At 43.4% G+C, this 20329-nt stretch carries 17 protein-coding genes; 13 read left to right on the top strand and 4 right to left on the bottom strand.

All coding sequences use genetic code 11. The features are described 5' to 3' along the window. The first annotated feature begins 28 nt into the window (after positions 1-28). The 6 genes from ABFV72_RS11570 to arfB all read left to right on the top strand — a co-directional run bounded on the left by ABFV72_RS11570 (position 29) and on the right by arfB (position 6266). Positions 29-1834 carry an acyl-CoA dehydrogenase gene (locus tag ABFV72_RS11570; protein WP_347163816.1) on the top strand — a complete coding sequence of 602 codons (1806 nt, stop codon included), beginning with the start codon at positions 29-31 and terminating at the stop codon, positions 1832-1834. A gap of 22 nt (positions 1835-1856) precedes the next feature. Next, on the top strand, positions 1857-2864 hold the full coding sequence (locus tag ABFV72_RS11575) for an NADP-dependent oxidoreductase (protein WP_102091185.1): 1008 nt from the start codon (positions 1857-1859) through the stop codon (positions 2862-2864). A 3-nt stretch (positions 2865-2867) separates the two neighbouring features. Next, positions 2868-3650, top strand: a complete 783-nt coding sequence (locus ABFV72_RS11580) for an SDR family NAD(P)-dependent oxidoreductase (protein ID WP_347163818.1) — start codon at positions 2868-2870, stop codon at positions 3648-3650. Between the two features lie 174 nt (positions 3651-3824). Beyond that, entirely contained in the window at positions 3825-4586 is a 762-nt protein-coding gene (locus tag ABFV72_RS11585; protein ID WP_101205627.1) for an SDR family oxidoreductase, read from the top strand. 238 nt (positions 4587-4824) lie between these two features. Next, a complete protein-coding gene (locus ABFV72_RS11590) occupies positions 4825-5667 on the top strand; it encodes an HpcH/HpaI aldolase/citrate lyase family protein (RefSeq protein WP_347163819.1) in 843 nt (280 codons plus the stop codon). Between the two features lie 185 nt (positions 5668-5852). Then, entirely contained in the window at positions 5853-6266 is a 414-nt protein-coding gene (gene arfB, locus ABFV72_RS11595; RefSeq protein WP_347163820.1) for an alternative ribosome rescue aminoacyl-tRNA hydrolase ArfB, read from the top strand. A gap of 153 nt (positions 6267-6419) precedes the next feature. Here the strand turns inward: arfB and ABFV72_RS11600 are convergent, their stop codons facing one another. The 3 genes from ABFV72_RS11600 to ABFV72_RS11610 all read right to left on the bottom strand — a co-directional run bounded on the left by ABFV72_RS11600 (position 6420) and on the right by ABFV72_RS11610 (position 11501). Next, positions 6420-8273: an autotransporter domain-containing protein gene (locus ABFV72_RS11600; protein WP_347163822.1), complete on the bottom strand. Its 1854-nt coding sequence runs from the start codon at positions 8271-8273 to the stop codon at positions 6420-6422. Between the two features lie 397 nt (positions 8274-8670). Further along, positions 8671-9948: an MFS transporter gene (locus ABFV72_RS11605; RefSeq protein ID WP_347163823.1), complete on the bottom strand. Its 1278-nt coding sequence runs from the start codon at positions 9946-9948 to the stop codon at positions 8671-8673. Positions 9949-10301: 353 nt separating this feature from the next. Beyond that, positions 10302-11501 carry a sugar transporter gene (locus ABFV72_RS11610; protein ID WP_347163824.1) on the bottom strand — a complete coding sequence of 400 codons (1200 nt, stop codon included), beginning with the start codon at positions 11499-11501 and terminating at the stop codon, positions 10302-10304. A 748-nt stretch (positions 11502-12249) separates the two neighbouring features. On the opposite strand from ABFV72_RS11610, the gene ABFV72_RS11615 reads away from it, so the two are divergent. The 5 genes from ABFV72_RS11615 (at position 12250) to ABFV72_RS11635 (ending at position 16754) form a co-directional block, all read left to right on the top strand. Next, complete coding sequence (locus tag ABFV72_RS11615) at positions 12250-13164, top strand: hypothetical protein (protein ID WP_347163826.1); 915 nt, start codon at positions 12250-12252, stop codon at positions 13162-13164. A gap of 171 nt (positions 13165-13335) precedes the next feature. Further along, complete coding sequence (locus ABFV72_RS11620; RefSeq protein WP_347163827.1) at positions 13336-13920, top strand: alpha/beta hydrolase; 585 nt, start codon at positions 13336-13338, stop codon at positions 13918-13920. Between the two features lie 97 nt (positions 13921-14017). Further along, positions 14018-14650, top strand: coding sequence for a TetR/AcrR family transcriptional regulator (locus tag ABFV72_RS11625; protein ID WP_347163829.1), 633 nt, complete (start codon positions 14018-14020; stop codon positions 14648-14650). An 81-nt stretch (positions 14651-14731) separates the two neighbouring features. After that, the gene (locus tag ABFV72_RS11630) at positions 14732-15715 is read left to right on the top strand and encodes an MDR family oxidoreductase (RefSeq protein WP_347163830.1); all 984 of its coding nucleotides are present in this window, start codon (positions 14732-14734) and stop codon (positions 15713-15715) included. A gap of 403 nt (positions 15716-16118) precedes the next feature. Then, complete coding sequence (locus ABFV72_RS11635) at positions 16119-16754, top strand: hypothetical protein (RefSeq protein ID WP_347163831.1); 636 nt, start codon at positions 16119-16121, stop codon at positions 16752-16754. 172 nt (positions 16755-16926) lie between these two features. Here ABFV72_RS11635 and ABFV72_RS11640 read toward each other — a convergent pair whose 3' ends face one another. Then, positions 16927-17565 carry a TetR/AcrR family transcriptional regulator gene (locus ABFV72_RS11640; RefSeq protein WP_179799292.1) on the bottom strand — a complete coding sequence of 213 codons (639 nt, stop codon included), beginning with the start codon at positions 17563-17565 and terminating at the stop codon, positions 16927-16929. Between the two features lie 273 nt (positions 17566-17838). Here ABFV72_RS11640 and ABFV72_RS11645 point away from each other — a divergent pair, with 273 nt between their 5' ends. Further along, positions 17839-18990, top strand: a complete 1152-nt coding sequence (locus ABFV72_RS11645) for an acyl-CoA dehydrogenase family protein (RefSeq protein WP_347163833.1) — start codon at positions 17839-17841, stop codon at positions 18988-18990. Positions 18991-19052: 62 nt separating this feature from the next. After that, positions 19053-20261: an acetyl-CoA C-acetyltransferase gene (locus tag ABFV72_RS11650; protein WP_347163835.1), complete on the top strand. Its 1209-nt coding sequence runs from the start codon at positions 19053-19055 to the stop codon at positions 20259-20261. The last annotated feature ends 68 nt before the right edge of the window (positions 20262-20329 follow it).

The following is a 20329-nucleotide window of genomic DNA, read 5'->3' on the forward strand; positions in this document are numbered from 1 at the left end:
CCACATTTAATCAGTTAACGAGAATACTATGGCCGCAGATACCCTCCTAAACGATTTTGAATTACCTTTCCAATTGTATGATGTGCTAGGCACAGAATCACTCACTGAACACGCAAAGTTTTCAGAACATAGCCGCGAGACATTTGATGCTGTGCTAGAGACGGCAAATAAGATTGCAACAGATTTATTTCTGCCGCACAACCATATCGCAGATAAGAAAGAGCCGCAGTTCGATGGTAAAAAAGTCAGCATGATAAACGATGTAAAAGTCGCTTTTGATGCGTTCCGTGATTCTGGCTTTATCGCAGGTCGTTATAGCTTCGAAGACGGCGGCATGCAGTTACCTGAGACAGTGATGACAGCTGTGGCAGGCTACTTTATGGCAGCCAATCCATCAACGACTGCCTATCCATTTCTGACCACTGCGGCAATCAACGTCATCTCGCATTTTGCGAGTGACGATATCAAAGCAGCCTTTATGCCGCGCATGCTGACAGGTGAGTTCACCGGCACCATGGCTCTGACCGAGCCACATGCAGGCTCATCACTTGCTGATATCAAAACCATTGCGGTAAAACAAGAAGACGGCTCGTACCGCGTCAAAGGCAGCAAGATTTATATCTCAGCAGGTGATCATGAGCTGTCTGATAATATCGTGCATTTGGTATTGGCAAAAGTGCCAGGTGGCCCAGGCGGCGTAAAAGGTATCTCTTTATTCGCGGTGCCTAAGTATCGCTTGAACGATGATATGTCTGTAGGCGAGCGTAACGATGTACATTTGACTGGGTTGATTCATAAACTTGGTTATAGAGGTGCAACTTCTACAGCATTGAGCTTCGGCGATGAAGGCGATTGTCATGGTTATTTAATCGGTGAAGAGCACTTTGGCTTGCGTTATATGTTCAAGATGATGAATGAGGCACGTATCGCAGTTGGTTTTGGTGCGTCTATGATTGGTTATCGCGGTTATCAGTATTCGCTAGATTATGCCAAAGACCGTACACAAGGTCGCATTGCGCCAAACAATAAGCCTGAAGATGATGCAACGGCTATTATTCAGCATGGTGACGTAAAGCGCATGCTATTGGCACAAAAAGCTTATTCTGAAGGTGGTATCTCATTATGTCTATATGGCTCAAACCTGATTGACCGTATCAATACCTGTGAAGACGAAACGCTAAAAAATGAGCTAACTGAACTATTAGATTTGCTAACACCAGTGCTAAAAGCATGGCCATCTGAATATGGTCCAAAAGCCAATGACTTAGGTATTCAAGTATTGGGCGGCGCAGGCTATACGCGTGAATATCAGGCTGAGCAGTTTTGGCGTGACAATCGTCTAAATCCTATCCATGAAGGCACAAACGGTGTGCAGGCGCTAGATTTGTCATTCCGCAAGTTATGGCAAAAAGGTGGGTTGGGTATTCAAATCCTAAAACGTGAAATTACAAAAGATTTAGAAAGTATCACTACGCCTGAGAGCGCGCAACTTGCAGGCAAGCTGATGCCTTATATGGGTCAGTTGCATGAAGTGCTCGTGCATTTGGGCAAAGTGTTGCAGACAGAAGAAGCACTGACGCTTACCGGTAATGCTCAAGCATTAATGAATATTTTTGCCTCAATTGTACTGAGCTGGATTTGGATTCGCCAAGCCAGTAAAGCCGAGCAGCTACTAAGTACGACGCAAGATGTCGAGCGGCAGAACTTTTATAAAGGCAAGATACAAGCAGCCAAATACTTCATCGATTGGGAACTACCATTAGTTAAACGCGACATCGAATTATTAACCAACACCAATTCGGTTTGCACTGATATGCAAGCGGACTGGTTCTAAGGACAACTCTAAGGAAAGAGACATGACAACGATAAACAAACAATGGCGTCTAAAAGCAAGACCAGTAGGTGAGCCAAGCGCTGAAACTTGGGATTATACCGAGACAGAAATACCGACGATTACCGATGGTCAGCTACTGATTAAGGTTGAATACATCTCTATCGATCCGGCGATGCGTGGTTGGTTGAACGATGCCAAATCTTATATCGCGCCAGTACAAATTGGTGAAGTGATGCGCGCCGGTACTGTGGGTGAAGTGATTGAAAGTAAAAATGAGAAATTTGCAGTAGGTGACTATGTCGCAGGTCACGACGGCGTACAGTCGTATGCGGTCAGCGATGGTACTGGTCTGCATAAAGTTGATCCGAGCCTAGCGCCGCTGTCTTACTACTTGGGTGTACTTGGTATGCCAGGTATGACAGGGTATTTCGGTCTGCTAAAAACAGGTCAACCAAAAGCAGGCGAAACGGTAGTAGTATCAGGAGCTGCTGGTGCGGTTGGTAGCTTAGTTGGTCAGATTGCCAAAATTAAAGGCTGCCGCGTCGTTGGTATCGCGGGCGGTGCTGAGAAATGCAAGTTCTTGGTCGATGAGCTTGGGTTTGATGCGACGATTGATTACAAAAACGAAGATGTGAAAAAAGCACTAAAGAAAACCTGCCCAGACGGTGTCGATGTGTACTTTGACAACGTAGGCGGTGATATCTTAAATGACGTGCTTACTCAGATTAATCTACATGCGCGTATCGTTATTTGCGGGGCTATCAGCCAATATAACAACACCACAGCAGTAAAAGGCCCATCGAACTATTTATCATTACTGGTCAATCGTGCTCGCATGGAAGGCATCGTGGTGTTCGATAATATCAAAGAATATCCAATCGCCATGAAAGAGATTGCTGGCTGGATTCAGTCAGGTGATATGAAAGTAAAAGACCATATCGTTGAAGGTATCGAGACGTTCCCTGATACTTTGATGATGCTCTTTAACGGTGAAAATTTCGGCAAACTAGTACTTAAGGTAGAGGGATAGATCATGACACTGAATACAAATGGAATTGCATCAGATGTAGCTGGCAAACGAATTTTGATCACGGGCGGTGCGTCAGGTATTGGGGCAGCCAGTGCGTTGTTGCTGGCCAGTCGCGGCGCAAAAGTCGTCATTGGTGATATGGCAGAAGAAATGGGCGAAGCAGTTGCCAAACAAGGTCAAGATGCTGGTAACAGTATCGTCTTCAAAAAAGTAGACGTGACCAGTGGTGATGAAGTGCGTGCGTTATTTGACTTCGCAGTAGAAACGCTTGGTGGCCTAGATGTTGTGGTAAATAACGCTGGTATCGACCACAAGCCTTCACCAATGCATGAGCTAAGCGATGATGATTTTGATCGTAATATCGCAGTGAATTTAAAAGGTGTTTGGCACTGTATGCGTGCTGCCGTCAATTGCATGATACCTAATGGCGGTGGTCATGTGATCAATGTCGCCTCTATTGCTGGTCTGCGTTCAGCGCCTATGATTTCAGCCTACAGTGCAGCTAAACATGGCGTTATGGGTCTGACCAAATCTGCTGCTCATGAGTATGCTCGTGCCAATATTCGTTTTAACGCCGTATGCCCAAGCTTCATTGATACGCCAATGGTACGCAACACCATGGCAACGATGGATGAGCGTACACAGCAAGCAACGATTAAGGCCAGTCCACTGCGCCGCCTAGGTGATGTGAATGAAATCTCTAGTGCGATTGCGTGGCTTGCCAGCGATGAAAGCAGCTTTATGAATGGTCACGCCTTCACCTTAGATGGTGGTATGCTAGCGTAACCGTGATCGTTGAGTGCTCTTTGTTCAGTTCATTAGTGCTCGATAATCGCTGTTAGTTATGACAGCGATTATCTGCGTTTAGTTATCTGATTTTAGATAAACGTTTTAGATACATGAATTCAGCGCTCAAAAATTATTGAAAATATAAAGTTTATAAAAATATAAGGAACAACGATGAAAGATTTATTTGATTTAACCGGTAAGGTTGCTTTAGTAACTGGCGCGAGCCGTGGTATTGGTGAGTCTATTGCTCGTTTATTGGCATCAAGAGGCGCACATGTGATTGTCTCTAGCCGTAAAATCGATGCTTGCCAAGCAGTCGCTGATAGCATCAAAGCTGACGGTCATAAGGCCAGTGCTTTTGCTTGTCATGTAGGAGACATGGAGCAAATTGACGCAATTTTTGAGCATATCAAAAGTGAATTTGGTCAAATCGATATCTTAGTTAATAACGCTGCAGCCAACCCTTACTATGGCCATATCTTAGATACGGATTTAGCCGCCTTTGATAAAACGGTTGAAGTTAATATCCGTGGTTACTTCTTTATGTCGACGGCCGCTGGCAAAATGATGAAAGAGCAGGGTGGCGGTGTCATCTTGAATACCGCATCGGTCAATGGCTTAGTAGCAGGCGATAAGCAAGGTATTTACTCAATTACTAAAGCGGCTGTCATCAGTATGACCAAAGCCTTTGCTAAAGAATGTGGCCCACTTAATATCCGTGTCAACGCGCTATTGCCAGGTTTGACAGATACTAAGTTTGCCTCTGCATTGACGACCAATGATAAAGTCTTAAAAATGGCACTACACTCAATTCCGCTAGGACGTGTGGCTGAGCCTGATGAAATGGCTGGTACGGTGTTATATCTAGTATCTGATGCCTCAAGCTATACCACAGGCGCAACAATCGTTGTCGACGGTGGCATGCTGGCTTAATTAGACAATCTATAAGACATAGGTTAGATAAGAAAGTAATTGTTTAAAACTGCATGAGACTCAAGAACCGCATGAGATTAATTTTCATGCGGTTTTTTTGATTTGGTTTTTTAATAGAATGTCTAAGTAATCTTGGTTTTGCACTATCGAATAAATTGCTAATTTTAAATGAGCATCAGCTGTATAGTGGCATAATAAATATGCTAATAGCTACTTGGACAATATGATGGAGTCACGCATGGATTCAGTTATCAACAATAAAATAAATATGATTTCTCAAAATAAAACATGGCTGTTTGTGCCAGCGACTCGCATTGATAGAGTAGCGAAAGCATTTGCAAGTGGCGCAGATGCGGTTATTGTTGATTTAGAGGATGCCGTTGCGCCAGAAGATAAAGCGTCCGCACGCGAAGCATTGCAGCAATATCACGACAGTGCAGGTTATCAGCCAGTTTGGGTGCGTATTAATAAGGCAGGTAGCGAAGAATTTTTTAAAGACATAGTTCTCTGTCAGAAGATGCCTAATTTGGCTGGCGTGTTATTGGCCAAAACTGAGCAAGCAGAAGATATTAATAACGTACATCAGCTTACCAATTTACCTGTGATTGCATTGATTGAGAGTGCGATAGGATTGTATCAAATCGATAGTATGGCAAAAGCAGTCGGGCTAGCCGCGTTTAGTTATGGATTTTTAGATCTGTGCAACGATTTGCAAGTACAAGTAGGAACGCCTGCCGCAGATATCATCGCCAATCAAATCCGCTATCAACTAATTCTGACATCAAAGGTGCACCAATTGTCGCCGCCCATCGATACTATTTATCCTGATTTCAATGACGAAGTTGGACTGAGCGATCGAGTACAGTTATGGTCACAAATGGGGATGTCAGGAATGCTGTGTATTCATCCTAAACAAGTGGCAGTCGTCCAACAATCATTGCAACCAACAGACAAATCATTGTCATTTGCTCAGCGTGTGGTCGAGGAGTATGAGCGTAGCGGGCAGGTAGTATTCAAAATAGATGGCGAGATGGTAGATGCGCCAGTGATTGAGCGCAGTCGTCAACTGTTGGCAAAGTAGCAGGTCAATCCATATTTAGTTAAATATAAGTAGTCGGTTCAATACAATTTGGTTACCAGGAAGCTGAGTGAAAGTATTACAAGCAGTATACTAAGCGAGACTGACACCGTACCTAATTTATAGAGGATTGACTATATAATGCTTTATCATAAACCATATCCATTCACATTCGATAAAAGCATACTATGATTTTCATTAACAATAATATCAGCCTCAATGATAATGAGGTAGAGATCAGCGCCATACGAGCGCAAGGCGCAGGGGGGCAGAATGTCAACAAAGTATCTTCTGCCATTCACCTGCGTTTTGATATTAACAACTCAAGTCTGAGCGATGAGTACAAGCAGCGACTGCTAAGTAGCAAAGATAGCCGAATAACAAAGGAAGGCGTGCTGATTATCAAGGCGCAGCAGTTTCGAACGCAAGAGCGCAATAAAATAGATGCGCTTGAGCGTTTGCAAAGTTTTATCACCAAAGCCACTTACGTTAATAAAACCAGAAGGCCTACCAAGCCAAGTAGAAATGCCAAACGTAAACGGGTGGATAAAAAGACACAGCGCGGTAAGACAAAGGCTTTGCGCGGTAAAGTAGATTTTTAGAGAGTTTGTGATAGTAGGTTTTGTCGTTGAGAAGTTGTGCGGCAGAAAATTTATAGAGCAAAAGCTGTAGTAGGCTATTAGGTTTTTTTTGAATTTAGAATGGTATAGGCGATTAATTGTCACCTATACCATTCTTCTAGATTAACGACTTATTTAGAATGCACCATTAAGTCCAATAAATAGGCTGGTTGAGTCGTCGTCATCACCTTGTGAATGTGTGACACCAGCATTGGCGTTCAATAGACCAAAGCTTCTAGATAGGCCAAGTGTCATGGCAACGTTATCATCATCAGTTTCGACCATAGGCGTCTCAAAGCTGATATTTGGTAGCGTATTCAAACGTGCGGTTACCGCTTCACGATTGTCACTCAGCTGCTTTTGGTAATGAATATCACCAAATAAGTTGAGGTTCTCCATCAAGCTATGATTGGCTTTGAGACCAAGCTTGCCATATGTTGTAGAGTATTTCTGCTCATCGAACTGCATAGCAATGCCAGACATCTCTTTTTCTTTGAGTCCGTCGATTTTTACGCGGCTCGCTGTTGCACCGATATAAGGCGTAACGGCAATATTGCTCACTTGCATTGGGTAGCCTGCCTGCAAGTTGGCATAAAAGCGCTTGCCATCAGCATTTGACTTAAACTGTTGTTGGTTACTGCCTAGTGTGACAGCACGTGTGACATCGACATCCATGTTGCCAAATCCTGCAGCACCATTGATCTGTAAACCGCCAAACTTGTTGCTGTGATAGACACCAAAACCGACCTCTCCTAGATCAATATCACTCAAACCTGTGCCGACGTCTGAGTTTTCAAAGTCTTTTTGAGTGATGTTACCGTATAAGCCTGTCACAGCGTTGGCTGAGTTAGGATGAGCAAAATCTACGCCCAGCAATACTTGGGTATTATTATCACCATCAAGCCCTGCAATTTCTTGATTAGCGACTTCACCAACGGCCCATAGTGTACGGGCAGGTTTTTGCTCACTGCTTTGGATTTGGTTGACGTGTGACTGTAAGCGCTCATTGGTTGCAAGTCCCGTTGTCGTTGCAATATGAGGCAGTACACCGATTAGGCTAGGCGCAGTGACAACAGCATTTGCATAGTCGGCGATCAGTTGGTGGGTAGCGCCTGTTGGATGTATACCATCAGCGAAGAAGTAGGTTTCGTTGGCATTTGCTTCTACAAGCGTATCAGGTCCACAAGTTAGAGAGCTATTGTTGTCACCGCAAGCTTCATCGGTGACATTAGTGAAACCATACTGAGCAGGCGACGCAATGATCTCCTGAGTTAAGCTAAACATATCTAGCGGTATAATATTAGCGCCAGTATTTGCTGCGGCACTAAGCATGAATTGATTGTATAGACTAGTAGCACCCGTACTTTGCGCCTGTGCTACAGGCCCTTGATCAATAACTCTAGGGGTTAGACCGACATCAGGAATATTAGGTACTAAGATATATTTGGCACCATTATCTTTTAATGCATTAATCGTTTCGGTTTGGCTAGCTACTGCTCCAAGTATGGTCGCTTGAGCATTAGCAGGATCTTCAGCCGCTGCAAGCAAGTCATTTGCACCTGCCCACACCACATAGAGTCCTTTAGGGTCTACTGTGTTATTAGCGAGATAGCTATCGACTTGGCTATTGGCAGAAGCAATAGGAATACCGCCAGGGAAAAGCGCTCCTTCGCCTGCTCTGGCACCGCCGATAGCGTAGTTATTACCAGTTTGAGGACTACCGAATACAACGGGAACAGCCGTGGTACCTAGCTGCTCAGCGAATGAGGTCGCCCATGTGTTGTCAGGGTTAGTAGTAAACTGAGCAGGACCTGGTACAACTTGACTAAAATAGCCCCCATCGGTCAGGCTATCACCAAAAAAGGTGACACTGTCATAAGCATTTGCGTGAGTAATACCAGCGATAGATAGGCTGATAGCCAGCATGCTTTTAGTAAAAGTTTTAAGAGTGGTATGGCTAATTTTAGAACGTGAGGTATTACGAGGCATAGCGACTTCCTTGTCATCAATGTAATAGTTTGTCAACCGAGTGTAACCACTTTTTAGAAAGCTAGCAATCGTTTTGATTGCAAAATTGCAAGAATATCTCCTTATTTGAATAAGTTTTTAGAGCATAAAAAAGGGGTATTCAAGTATTAAAAAATCATACTGTCTCGCTCACATAATATTTTGTTTCCTTCTATGTAATTATGCTGTAAGCACCTAATTTTTATTCAGTTATTTTCATTGAAAAGTATGTTGCTTGTTTAACCTAAGTAACTGCCCAATTATATATAGTATAAACTCAGCACTCCATAATAAGGTAATCAGGCCAAATGCGCATACAGATGTCACTGGCAGCAAGAGCAAAGTATAGTTAGGAGTATCAATACTATAGAGACTAGAATTAAGCTTGTTTCTGTGGACGCAATAATAAGGCAAGTCCAAGCGCTACAAAAGCGGCGATACCAGATATCATATAACTGATACTAAAGTCACCAGTGACTTCTGCAAGATAACCTGCGGCTACTGGCCCAAGAGCTTGCCCACCTGAAAAAGCAAAGGTCAGCGCTGCGAGCGCACTTGCCGCCGCCGCAGGCCCGAAATAATCGCCTGCAGAAGCTGCCATAATGACAGGCACACTCCAAACCACTAAGCCAAACAGTATAATTGACAAGTAAAGCCCTAAACTCCAATCAGTAAGTCCGACCAACAGATAAGCGATGGCAAGGAAGAAAAAAGCCAGCGCCAGACCAAGGCGTCTACCAATATGGTCAGAAATCCAGCCAAACAACATGCCTGAGGACATGCTAAGCAGTCCAATCCATGCCCAAACACCACCAGCAGTCGCTTCACTCAGTTGATACGAGCCAACCATACTGGTCACGATGAAGGTAACGTAAACCATATAAGTAGCGCCATAAATGGCAAAGATAACACCTAAATGTACGAGTAGCTTAATATTGCTACGTTCTAGCTTTTTCTTATTTTTAACAGGTAAGGTAGGTGCGCGCCCAAAAGGGCTTTGTCTGACATCGTCTGGATGATTGCGAATCAAAGTAAAAGTAAGCCAAGCTACCGCAATATTAATCACGGCGAAAATTAGCCAACCTGTTTGCCAAGACAATAGAGTAGAGAAGGGTAAGAGTTTGGGTACGACGAAGCCTGATAAAATGATACCAAAGCCGGGTCCTGCCATGACTAATCCTAAAGCGAGCCCGCGGTGCGAAGGAAAAAACCAATGCGACATGACGCTCATCATTGGTAAGACCACGCCGCCGCTACCGATACCAGTCAGCACATAGAGTGCGCAGAGTATTGGAAAACTGGTGGTAAAAGCCATACCGAGCATAGAGACAGCAATGAGGAGGAGACTTGCCGTCGCAGTCGTTCGAGTACCCAACCGAGGTAGAATAAGCGGGCTTAGAAGCACAGCAACGAGATATCCTATTAGGTTGGTGAATCCCAATATACCGCTTTGGGTATAATTTAATCCTAGAGAAGATGACATGGATGGCAGTAACATGCCAAATGCGAATCGTCCTAACCCAAGTCCGCAGAACATTGCTACAGAGCCTGTAGCAGCAACGATCCAAGCATAATGCAATTTACCCAACCTAAGGGGCGCAGTGTTATCTTGATTTCCTTGCTCTGGACTGTCTTGTTGAGTCATTCCATCAGGCATCACGAATCTCCAACAAGTTGAAAATTCGCAATATATATCGTTACTAAATTTAGATCGTAGGTAATGACTTCCTTGTTTTGAATAGTATCCATCTCACACTCATCCTTTTGTGCTTAATCCTTATCAGTCCTTTATTAAGTATACTTATAGCCTAAGCATACTCATGTCCAATAAAATTAGTATAACTGCACCTGAACGTTCGTTCAATGAATATATAGGCAATCCTCGTAATGCTTTCATAGACCATAACAAAAAATGCCAGCCCATTTAGATGGCTGGCATTCTGCTTATTGTTCTCTGACGGTTCCTTCCCGACTGCTATTTTTGGCTATTATCCAATATCAGTTTATTAGCTAGCCAAGTCGCTTACTTAATTCAGGAAAACGCTTGATCATAAATAGCATTAAGAGTAACGCCACAACTGCGATAGCCGCACCTGTGTATCCTACGCTAGATAGTGAAATGTGCGTGACGGCATAACCACCGAATAGTGCACCCGTACCAATCCCCAAATTAATAATACCTGAAAACATCGACATCAGCATGTCTTGCGCATTGACATCGACCATGATGACTTTGGCCTGCATTGAGATAATCAGTAGCATGAGTGCCGCGCCCCAAAGCAAGGCGATAAAGCTGAGCGCCCATACAGAGGTCACTGCTAGCAACAGCGCAAGCATAGACACGAGCATCAATATGGTCGATATCAGCATCAATCTGGTATTGAACCGATCGCCCCAACGACTAAAAATCACACTGCCCACAATTCCTGCTGCACCGAATAGCAACAGTACAAAAGTAGCAGCGTTTTCACTGATATTACCGACTTGGCGCATGAATGGTTCTATATAAGAATAAGCCGTATAGTGCGCTGTAAAGACCAATAAGATAAGCAGGTATAGACAAATCAATAAAGGGTTTTTAAGTAGTTCTGGAATCTTTCTAAAAGACCCTTCAAACATACTAGGTAGCGTTGGTAAGAGCCTCGCTTGTAGAATAAATACAATTAAGGCAATGACGCCAATACCGCCAAAGGTCGCACGCCAACCAAACCATTGCCCAATTAAACGGCCCAGCGGCACACCTAATACCATTGCTAACGACGTACCAGTCGCCAGTACACTAAGCGCCATGGCTTTTTTGCCTTCAGGCGCGACGCGTATCGCAATTGCGGCTGTAATTGACCAAAATATCGCATGCGATAACGCAATCCCAACTCGACTAATGAGCAGTACGTTAAAGCTCCACGCAAATACAGATAGTACGTGACTGGCAATGAAGACGGCAAAAAGCCCCAAGAGTAAGCGTTTGCGCTCAAATCGACTGGTCAATAGCATTAGTGGCAATGACATCGCTGCGACAATCCAAGCATAGAGTGTCAACATCCAGCCAGTCTCTGCCGTCGTAATGGAGAAGTCTTGAGCAATGTCGCTCAACAGCGCCACAGGGACAAATTCTGTGGTGTTCATAATAAAGGCACTAACGCCCATCAAAAATACTTGAAAATACTGAGTTCGGCGAGCGTTTGAGCTAGCCTCAAGGTTATGTGTCATAAAATCCAATACAGATGCGAATACTACGTGTGATAGGTCAAAGTGGGGCAGGTTTAATTAGAATACAAGGTTTGCGGGGCAAGATAGCAAGCCCACGTCAATCGTAAAAGGTGTTTTTTGATAAGGATTGTTAATTGGATGTTTATTGAGGATACTTGAGTAATATGAAACTTATGAAACTATCGCTAATGATGCTTAATGCGTTGGGATACTTGCTAATGATTAAACTACAATTCATTTAAAAAGAAGCGACACCAGTTGTCGTATAAGGTTTTAAACAGCTTTATTTTTATGTGAGCTTATACTATAGTTATTAAGTCAGGCAAAATGACATGAGATAAAAACCAGTTAACCCTCGGAGCGCAACGCTTCACTTCTTAACTAAGTTTTTAAAGCGCTATTTCAGCGAAGTCTTTCTAGTAGTGTTATTTGCGTTTAATCCTAAACTTCTACGCCTGTACAAACCCAAAAAACTATATTTATTAATAAACAAAAAACTTAGTAGAAAAAAGCTCGTTAACGTTGCAAAAATATTAGCAATGTAACAGCGAAAAACTGTGGCTAAAAAGCCTATCAGAATTAAAAACTACTACCTTACCAAGTCGATTAATTTACTCAACTTTATAGATAATGACGTCATTTAAACAATGGCGAATAGGCTCGGCTGGCTTGAAATCGGCACTCAGAATATGACAACAACGAAAAACTGCAGCTAAACAACCAAAATCAAAATAATAAGGATATAACGATGACGACATTAACGTATCAGTTTGAGCAAAAACGGTTAGATAATATGCAATGGTCGGATGGCTCAAAGCTATCTGGTATAACGGCACTAGCAAATGATGAGAAAGGCCGAATACGAAAACAGCCATTGTTTTACCTCGAAACGGTTTCTGTAGACAGTTATGAAGATGATATTTACTTCGTGAATAATACCGATGAGACGCTCAGTTGGGTAGCGCCTTTTAAACCCTGTCGAAATATAAAAGAAGCCAGAGCAAAGCTAGGCGATACCAGTGATGAAAACTTACGTAAAGTGACGCTCTATAGTGATGGCATGGATAGCGTATATCAGGATGTACTGCATAAGCAGGGCGTGCGGATTGGTAGTACTCATATGATGTATGACAGTGATGCGATGGTGCAGTGGTTTATACATGTGCCATATAAGGGGCCAGATACGCATTATGCAATTTGGCAATTTAATGTAGTGGAAAAGGGCGGGATTCGCGGAATTTATCCATTGCTGTGGGATGATTTTAGTAAACCCTTGCACATGGTGAGTTGTGACTGTCTGTCTGAGCGGGCTGATATGCCGATAGAGGCCAGTATTTATGAAGAGCGCTGTGCAATGCTTAAGAGACTTATCAGGTCATTTGGGGTGTCCAATGCTATATTCATATTGGCAATCAATGATGTGCTTTATCGTTATGGCGTGGGCTGGAGCGCGCCCTATAGCGAGTCGGATATACAAGCGCAAGACATTGCGATGAAACTAACAGAACAAAAGCCAGAAAATGCAGAAGCGGTGAAAGCTATTGTCCAAGCGGTTTATGACTTTTGGTTTAACGAAGGTTTTGCAAAAAATATCTCAATGCAGGCTTGTGAGGAGCTTTTAAGCTTGTACCAAGCGCAGACTGCCAATCAAAGTACGCTCTGACTTAAGCTAATTACCAATAACAGTTGTGTATTTATATGTCTAGTATTGCTGGGATAATTTTTTCTCGCTTGCTGTGCCGGTGCAGACAGAGGCTTCGAAAAACTTACCCCAGCACCTATGCCCGTACTGCTGTGAAGTTTCTAACGCATAATAATTAAAAAGGAGTGCCTTATGATGTTTCCTATCGAAAATAATGATACGTTTTTACTATTTTTTCACGGCCTTGATTCAAGTAATGAGACCAGTAAATATACCTGTATCACGCGTGAGCCCAAATACTGTCAAACGGTCAATTATCGAGAGAGTTTTGTAGAAGTATTTGAGATTTATAATGCTTTGATTCGTGAGAAAATGACACAGTATCCACGAGTGGTGTTGGCAGGGCATTCGCTTGGTGGTTGGTTTGCCAATCATTTTGCCCATAAATATAACTTGCGCGCGCTATTGATTGCGCCTTGTATCTATCCAAGTGAGGTATTGGTTGACCGTATCCCTGACGTGGCTGATATGAAGCTGTCTTTTCCCACGACCAATACCGAGATAGTACGAGTTATGGTAGAAGTCGATGATGAAAGCTTAGATGTGGCAGTGGCTAGACAAACCTTAGTGAATCTACCTGATAGCTGGGACGTCGATTATTTTGCAGGTGGTCATCACCGTATCGCTCGTAGTAGTGATATCTGGTATCACTTAACTCATCTGTGCGAAGATTCCATCGTTTGGATGGATGAAGCGACGTATCATGGTGAAGACTGATAGCAAGGGCAGTCAAAAAACTGTCGCGACTGATGGATAAATAAACTGCTTAAAATAATTAATTGACATTAAAGACGATCGGTCATAATATTCATGCATGACGATTACTAAGCCAAAAGCCCGTCGAGGGCGTCCACCCAATGTTGAACGCGAGTTTACGGATACCCGTGAAGCTCTTTTGAGATCTGGGATGGAGATGTTGACAGAGCAAGGTTTTGCGACCACTGGTATCGATGCCATACTCAAACGTATCAATGTGCCTAAAGGTTCCTTCTACAATTACTTCAAGAACAAAGAAGCATTTGGACAGGAAGTGTTGCAGCAATATGCGTTGTATTTTGCTCGCAAGCTAGATTATTGTCTTTTGAATGATCAAGTATCTCCTATGCAGCGTATTAGTGACTTTGTTGAAGATGCTAAGTCGGGAATGATTAAGTATGAATTTCGACGCGGCTGCTTAGTAGGAAACTTGGGTCAAGAGATAGTCGTGTTGCCTGACAGTTTTCGTTGTGAGTTGGAAAACATACTACTTGATTGGCAGGAGCGTTTAGCAGCTTGCTTACGCCTAGCAGTACAACAAGGACAAATACATTCTAATAGTGATTGTGATGAGCTTGCTGCTTTCTTTTGGATTGGTTGGGAAGGTGCGGTTTTACGTGCTAAGTTGACGCAAGATGTTAGTCCGTTAGATACTTTTTTCCGAGGATTTGTAGCAGGGATACAGAAGTAATTTTTTTATCTATATTTTCAGACGACTGGTCTAAATTATTTTTTATTCATTTATAGACGATTGGTCTAAATAGGAGCTGTTATGTTTAATGCAATATTAATTGAAAAAAATGATGATGTTTATCAGTCTAATCTGACTGAGATACAGGACACGCAATTGCCAGAAGGCGATGTCACGGTTCGTGTGGCATTTAGCACGCTTAATTACAAGGACGGATTAGCCATCACGGGTCGTAGCCCTGTGGTACGTACATTTCCTATGGTTCCAGGTATTGATTTAGCGGGTACCGTCGAAACAAGCAGCCATCCCCGCTATACAGCTGGCGACAAGGTGTTATTGAATGGTTGGAGCGTGGGCGAGAAGTATTGGGGTGGTCTATCACAAAAAGCGCGATTAAACGGTGACTGGCTGATCCCGCTTCCTGAATCGATGACTGAACGTCAAGCAATGGCAATAGGTACGGCAGGATATACCGCAATGCTTTGCTTGATCGCATTAGAGCGTCATGGACTGACACCAAAGCGTGGCGAAGTATTGGTGACGGGTGCTAATGGCGGCGTTGGTAGCTTTGCCATCGCACTTCTAGCAAACCAAGGTTACTCTGTCACCGCGTCTACGGGACGTCTAGAAGAAGCAGAATACTTAAAGAGCCTTGGTGCAACGACGATCATCGACCGTGCTGAATTAAGCAGTCCGGGACGCGCGCTTGGTAAAGAAAGATGGGCCGCTGCAATCGATTCTGTTGGCAGTCATACGCTGGCCAACGTTTGTGCCAGTACCTGTGAGGATGGTGTAGTCGCTACCTGTGGATTGGCTCAAGGCATGGATTTCCCTGCTACTGTTGCGCCATTTATTTTACGCGGTGTCAGTTTGCTTGGTATTAATAGCGTGACGCGACCTTATGATGAGCGTGTAGAAGCATGGCAGCGTTTGAGCACAACCTTGGATATGATGCAATTGGATGCGATCACCAGAGAGGTTGGTCTAAGCGAAGTCATTCCGACAGCCAACGAGTTATTGGATGGTAAGGTTCGTGGTCGAATAGTCGTTGATGTCAATCGTTAGGCTATCGAGCATAATTTTTAATACTTCAACATTAAAGTTTCGATGTTGAGCCTCTTTTTAATACATGAACAAATGATGCATCGAAACGTCTAAGATTGAATCATCAAAGTGAAAAATAATTATTCACAAACGGTCACAAATATCGGTATTTATCTTTTGTCATCTGATGTGCTATCATCGTTGAACGATCTATCGTGGGTTTAACAGCTTTGTTGTTTCCGACCATGACAATAGTCTAATGGCGGCATGACAAACCTTGCAACTTCCAGCACGATATAAAACAACTCTGGTAAAGCGCATGAGCCTGTACTCCGACAACCTCATTTGTGCCTGATTTTTTGCCTATCTGGGCGTATATCATACTTTTTCGTCGGAGTTACAGGAGTCTAAGGTGTTCAATATCATGAGCCACATTGCTAATCCATCTAAATATACCCGTCGTTATCACCCACGCCATTCTCTAGCGCAATATATTATCAATCAAATAGAGTCGCTTGAGCTGCGCCCGCAAGATATCGTCAAGCAAATGGGCTATCCTCTTAAACATACCATTCCAGCCTATGACCGCCTGCGCCATGTACTGTCGAGCAAATTCCTTGGGCTTGATGGTAGCTATATGGACAAACACTTTACCGCTGATGGATTTTTAGCAAAACTGTTTGCCGTACTTGAGATACCGTATCAGCCATTCGCAGAAGATATTGCGCAGATTAAATATGACTTGGCGAATTACTCTAATACGTTACCTAGATATAGCTTACGAGCGGAAGTGGATTTTACATTTACGAGTGCTGATAACTGGATGTCTCGTGGTGCAGCTTCACGTTTTGCGCAAGTACACTTGCCTAGCAGTTTTGCCAAATTAGACGATGCTGCACGTAAATCAGTGATTCAAGACAGTATCTGCGAGCATTATCAGCAGTATGAGGGCAGTTTGCCATACGACGGCATTATCAAAGGCTATCGACTGACTATTGAACAAAACAACCATGTGGTTGACCATGCAGAGTATGGATTGCCAAAATCTAGCAGTATCTAAAATTTTTTGAGCGTATAAACAGCACGAGCTGTTAATTACATTGATTGAATAATCAAATTAACTAAAAAAAATATCAAAAAGCCTCACTTTATCGTGGGGCTTTTTGGTTTTTTACGTTATGTTTTCTTGTAAGAGTCAAACACTGCTAAATATCAGTTTTATAAAATTCATTTTAAGCTTCAGGCTTAGAGATGGCACGCCATAAAATCACAAATAGCGCATCAAACTCTGCATTTAACGGTGTTTCTGTTTGGCGAATGGTATGCATTAAACCAAGTCGGCTGATAAAGCCCATAAACACATCGAAGAGTATGTGCAGTGGGACAGTGTCATTGAGCACCCCACGATTTTGTCCATCTTCTAATACCGCTAAAAACGCGCCAATTAGCTCTTTGTTTTCATAGATTGCGATATTACGTATCCGCGAGGCTGAGACAGAAGATAGCACCATCACCGCATCTGGATGCGAGTCGACAAAATCAAAGCAGACCCACAGCGTCTTACGTAGACGATCTTGTACGCTATCAATCCCTTGCAGATGATCCATAATTCGAGCGGCTAATCTGCCAAGCACGATATCCATAATGGTATAAAACAGCGTCTGCTTGTCTCCAAAATACTTATAGAGCGTTTGCAAAGAGACGTTTGCAGACTTTGCAATCTGCGCCATCGTCACCTCATTAGCATCAAATCCTGCAAAGACTTTACGAACGGCTTGCTCAATTTTATCCAAAGTTGCGGGCCGCATATCGGATAGGGGCGCTAGAGATCGAGTTTGCGTGAGGCTATCTGACTGACTAAAGGTTTTCATATTTATCGCTTCTTAAAATATTGGCTATTTGATACGTCCTACTAGTGAAATGATTTGCTCGATAATTTAACATGATTAAATCAACAAGTAATATAAATTACCATTTTTATTTAATTGATTGCGAAGTGGTTTTTCGTAGCCTAGTATAAGACTTGTATATTAATAAATACAAAGAATTTATAATATATTTACAACGGTAATAGAAATTACCATAATTTAGAAAATGGCTTGGATATAGCTGTTATTCATTCAATATTGTCAAGGATAGACATCATGAGTATCGAAAAATTCACCCCAAACTGGATGACCGAAGAGCATCAGATGGTGCATGACAGCGCCTTGAAAATGTTTCAATCTTGGGAACCTAAAGATGAGCAGTGGCGCAAAAATGGCATGATCGATCGCGATGCGTGGGAAGAGGCAGGCGAGATGGGGTTTTTGTGTGCGGCGATACCAAGCGAGTATGGTGGCGGCGGCGGTGATTTTGGTCACGAAGCGGCACTTATCTACGCACAGACTGAGGCCAATCAATCGGGATTTGGTGGTATGGTGCACTCAGGCATTGTCGCGCCTTATATTTTAGACCACGGTACTGAGGAACAGAAACAAGCGTGGCTACCAAAAATGGCAACGGGTGAATATATCGGCGCTATCGCCATGACCGAGCCTGGCACTGGCTCCGACCTGCAGAACATCAAAACCTATGCAGTAAAAGACGGTGATGACTACATTATCAATGGTTCTAAGACTTTTATCACCAATGGTCAGCATGCCAATCTAATTTTATTAGCATGCAAAACAGACCGTGAAAAAGGCGCACAAGGCGTCTCACTTATCATCGTAGAAACGGACAAAGTAGAAGGGTTTGAGCGTGGACGCAATCTCGACAAGATTGGTCTGACGTCGCAGGATACCTCGGAGTTGTTTTTTAGCAATGTCCGTGTACCACAAAAAAATCTATTGGGTACGGTAGAAGGTATGGGCTTTATCCAAATGATGCAGGAGTTGCCGCGTGAGCGCTTAATCATTGCGCTATCAGGGGTTGGCTCGATGAAACTTGCTATCAATCTAACCCTAGATTATGTAAAAGGCCGTGAAGCCTTTGGTAAACCTATTTGGAAGTTTCAAAATACGCGCTTTAAGATGGCAGAATGCTATGCCGATTATCTCGCTGCTAGCACCATGTGTGATGCGGCAGTAGATGCGATGTTAGATGGCAAACTCTCTGTACCGCATGCCTCATTAATCAAATATTGGGTCACTGAAAAACAGTGCGAAGTCATCGACGAATGCGTGCAGCTGTTTGGTGGCTATGGCTATATGACAGAGTATCCTATCGCACGTTTATATGCCGATGCGCGCGTGCAAAAAATCTATGGCGGCACCAATGAGATTATGAAGGAACTGGCTTCACGCTTTATGTAGACGCTTATATTATAAGACTACGATAATTATTGTTTATTTAAAAAATAAAAAAAGGATTTTTTATGACTGAGACTGCATATATTTATGATGCTATCCGCACGCCACGGGGCAAAGGAAAAAAGGACGGCTCCTTGTATCAGGCATCACCGATTTGGCTGACACGCACCTTATTAAAAGAGATGGAGCAGCGTCACAACTTGGATACCAGTTTGGTCGATGATGTGGTACTTGGCTGCGTGACACCAGTGGGTGAGCAAGGCTCTAATATCGCCCGCATTGCTGCTATCGATGCTGGCTGGGCGCAAAGTGTAGCAGGTCTTACCTTATCTCGTTTTTGTGCCTCTGGTTTAGAATCTATCAATTTAGCTGCGGCCAAAGTCATGTCAGGTATGGAAGACATGGTGGTGGCAGGCGGCGTTGAGTCTATGAGCCGCGTACCGATGGGCTCAGATGGCGGTGCTTGGTATATGGATCCACGTGTCAATGAAGCCACGCATTTTGTGCCACAAGGAGTAGGTGCAGATACCATTGCAACGCTGAAGGGCTTTAGTCGTAGTGATGTCGATGCCTTTGCCACTGAGTCGCATCGCCGCGCGGCACAGGCTTGGGAGAAGGGTTATTACGATAAGTCTGTTGTCCCTGTCACCGATATCAATGGCATGATGCTATTGGATAAAGATGAAACTATCCGACCTAATACCAATGTCGAGACCTTAGCTGGGCTAAAACCTTCCTTTATCATGCCGGGAAAAATGGGCTTTGATAGCGTTATCTTGGACAGATACACCACGATTGAAACGGTAAATCATGTGCATCATGCAGGCAACTCATCTGGTATCGTCGATGGTGCGGCCATCTGTTTGGTCGGTAGCGCGGTAGCTGGTCAAAAAGCAGGGTTAAAACCACGCGCCAAAATCACGATGGCCTCAGTCATTGGCTCAGAACCTGCCATTATGCTGACAGGTCCAACACCAGCTTGCCAAAAAGCACTCGATAAAGCGGGTATGCAAGCTTCTGATATAGACCTGTGGGAAATTAATGAAGCCTTCGCTGCTGTGCCGATGAATACCGCCGATGATTTTGGCATCTCGCTTGATATCGTCAACGTCAACGGTGGTGCGATATCCATGGGTCATCCGCTTGGAGCAACTGGCGCGATGCTAATGACGACTGTCCTTGATGAGCTAGAACGACGCGATTTACAGACCGCGATGATTACGCTATGTGTAGGCGGTGGTATGGGAATTGCCACTATTATCGAGCGTGTTTAATTTTTTTCTAAAATAGACTGAAAACCAATTAGACTAAAACGCAATATACAAAGAATCATTTAAGGGAT

This window comes from Psychrobacter proteolyticus, assembly GCF_039762275.1.
Taxonomy (GTDB): domain Bacteria; phylum Pseudomonadota; class Gammaproteobacteria; order Pseudomonadales; family Moraxellaceae; genus Psychrobacter; species Psychrobacter proteolyticus_C.

Coding starts and splice junctions, on each gene's coding strand:
- ABFV72_RS11570 (WP_347163816.1), top strand. CDS start 29: ATGGCCGCAGATACCCTCCTAAACGATTTTGAATTACCTTTCCAATTG.
- ABFV72_RS11575 (WP_102091185.1), top strand. CDS start 1,857: ATGACAACGATAAACAAACAATGGCGTCTAAAAGCAAGACCAGTAGGT.
- ABFV72_RS11580 (WP_347163818.1), top strand. CDS start 2,868: ATGACACTGAATACAAATGGAATTGCATCAGATGTAGCTGGCAAACGA.
- ABFV72_RS11585 (WP_101205627.1), top strand. CDS start 3,825: ATGAAAGATTTATTTGATTTAACCGGTAAGGTTGCTTTAGTAACTGGC.
- ABFV72_RS11590 (WP_347163819.1), top strand. CDS start 4,825: ATGGATTCAGTTATCAACAATAAAATAAATATGATTTCTCAAAATAAA.
- arfB (WP_347163820.1), top strand. CDS start 5,853: ATGATTTTCATTAACAATAATATCAGCCTCAATGATAATGAGGTAGAG.
- ABFV72_RS11600 (WP_347163822.1), bottom strand. CDS start 8,273: ATGCCTCGTAATACCTCACGTTCTAAAATTAGCCATACCACTCTTAAA.
- ABFV72_RS11605 (WP_347163823.1), bottom strand. CDS start 9,948: ATGCCTGATGGAATGACTCAACAAGACAGTCCAGAGCAAGGAAATCAA.
- ABFV72_RS11610 (WP_347163824.1), bottom strand. CDS start 11,501: ATGACACATAACCTTGAGGCTAGCTCAAACGCTCGCCGAACTCAGTAT.
- ABFV72_RS11615 (WP_347163826.1), top strand. CDS start 12,250: ATGACGACATTAACGTATCAGTTTGAGCAAAAACGGTTAGATAATATG.
- ABFV72_RS11620 (WP_347163827.1), top strand. CDS start 13,336: ATGATGTTTCCTATCGAAAATAATGATACGTTTTTACTATTTTTTCAC.
- ABFV72_RS11625 (WP_347163829.1), top strand. CDS start 14,018: ATGACGATTACTAAGCCAAAAGCCCGTCGAGGGCGTCCACCCAATGTT.
- ABFV72_RS11630 (WP_347163830.1), top strand. CDS start 14,732: ATGTTTAATGCAATATTAATTGAAAAAAATGATGATGTTTATCAGTCT.
- ABFV72_RS11635 (WP_347163831.1), top strand. CDS start 16,119: ATGAGCCACATTGCTAATCCATCTAAATATACCCGTCGTTATCACCCA.
- ABFV72_RS11640 (WP_179799292.1), bottom strand. CDS start 17,565: ATGAAAACCTTTAGTCAGTCAGATAGCCTCACGCAAACTCGATCTCTA.
- ABFV72_RS11645 (WP_347163833.1), top strand. CDS start 17,839: ATGAGTATCGAAAAATTCACCCCAAACTGGATGACCGAAGAGCATCAG.
- ABFV72_RS11650 (WP_347163835.1), top strand. CDS start 19,053: ATGACTGAGACTGCATATATTTATGATGCTATCCGCACGCCACGGGGC.